Origin of the sequence: Paraclostridium sp. (assembly GCF_051657365.1) — a bacterium.
In the GTDB taxonomy this organism is placed as follows: domain Bacteria; phylum Bacillota; class Clostridia; order Peptostreptococcales; family Peptostreptococcaceae; genus Paraclostridium.
The window spans coordinates 1-1070 of the sequence record NZ_JBOFKN010000074.1; the positions used below are offsets into that span (position 1 = coordinate 1).

The window sequence follows — 1070 nt, forward strand, 5'->3', positions numbered from 1 at the left end:
CTTTCTTTAATTGGTTCTCCAAGTTTTAAGATTTTATCTTCATAGTATCTATAGTATTCAATTGTATTTTTATAAATAACATCAAAGTAAATAGATAATTCCATTATCTTTAGAACTTTATAAAATTTTTCATTCGCTATTTCGACTAGGATTCTAAGACTTTCATTTGCTGTTGTTATTTTTTCAGGAAGTTTTTGTGTCCAGTTTCTAATCCAACCTTTTTTGGAATAGCTATTATTAAAATTATTTGTAAAATTACCAACATTTTCAGCAAACTTTTCTGATAATGTTTTACTCAAAATGCAATCTCCAGTATATTTTTGGATATTCATAATATTGTTATAGATATTTATAAGCATTAATTTAACTTCAGGATCTAATTTAAATTTTGTTTTTCTATAATGCTGAGTAATTTCGAATATATGTATTTTTAACATTATGAAAATATACTTTAAAAATAATGAATCCTCTGTATTATCATGTGCCCAAAACTCTTCGGACAGTTTGTTTCTATAAATTTCAATTAATCTATTTTTCATTTAATAACCTTCTTTTGAATTTTTTTCTAGCTTCAGCTATAGCCTTAGCCGTTCTACCAAGAACAACACTTAAATCAGCTAAACTCATATTTGATAAAATAAGTTCAACCTCAAGAGTTGTATACTCTTTTTTATGATTAGTGTGTATATCATGTCTATACTTTTCATAATCTTTTAATCTCAACTCGTTCATATCAAGCTCCTTTAAAATAAACTTTGTTGTTCCCAGTACTTAATTACTTTTGCACTCTTATATTTTTTAGTGGCTTTAAGATAAAGTTCAATACCCTGTTCAAGAGTATCAACTATTCCTAAAGATTTTGTCTTTCTAGCTAGTTCTATATTAACAAGGTACTTTTTAGAATATTTATTATAAAAAACTCCATTTATCTCACTTTTAAGACTAATCATTTTTCCTTGTTCTATTGCATATTTGCCATGTATTTCCATAGTGCAACCTCACTTTTATTCATAATTCTCTTTTTTAAATGCTTTAAAATGTCCAGGATAAACCTTTTTAAGTTCCATAAT

The 1070-nt window shown here is 25.6% G+C and carries 3 protein-coding genes; all 3 read right to left on the reverse strand.

Features of this window, described 5'->3' with window-relative positions:
* Positions 1-539, reverse strand: a 539-nt coding sequence (locus tag ACRCYC_RS05180) for a hypothetical protein (RefSeq protein ID WP_438618036.1), incomplete at its 3' end; no start/stop codon positions are given.
* Positions 529-732, reverse strand: a complete 204-nt coding sequence (locus ACRCYC_RS05185; RefSeq protein WP_438618037.1) for a hypothetical protein — start codon at positions 730-732, stop codon at positions 529-531. The genes ACRCYC_RS05180 and ACRCYC_RS05185, both read right to left, overlap by 11 nt.
* Before the next feature lie 11 nt (positions 733-743).
* Positions 744-989, reverse strand: coding sequence for a hypothetical protein (locus ACRCYC_RS05190; RefSeq protein WP_257163813.1), 246 nt, complete (start codon positions 987-989; stop codon positions 744-746).
* Positions 990-1070: the final 81 nt, after the last annotated feature.

Excerpts from the sequence above, each read along its gene's own strand:
- ACRCYC_RS05190 (WP_257163813.1), bottom strand. The coding sequence starts at position 989 with ATGGAAATACATGGCAAATATGCAATAGAACAAGGAAAAATGATTAGT.
- ACRCYC_RS05185 (WP_438618037.1), bottom strand. The coding sequence starts at position 732 with ATGAACGAGTTGAGATTAAAAGATTATGAAAAGTATAGACATGATATA.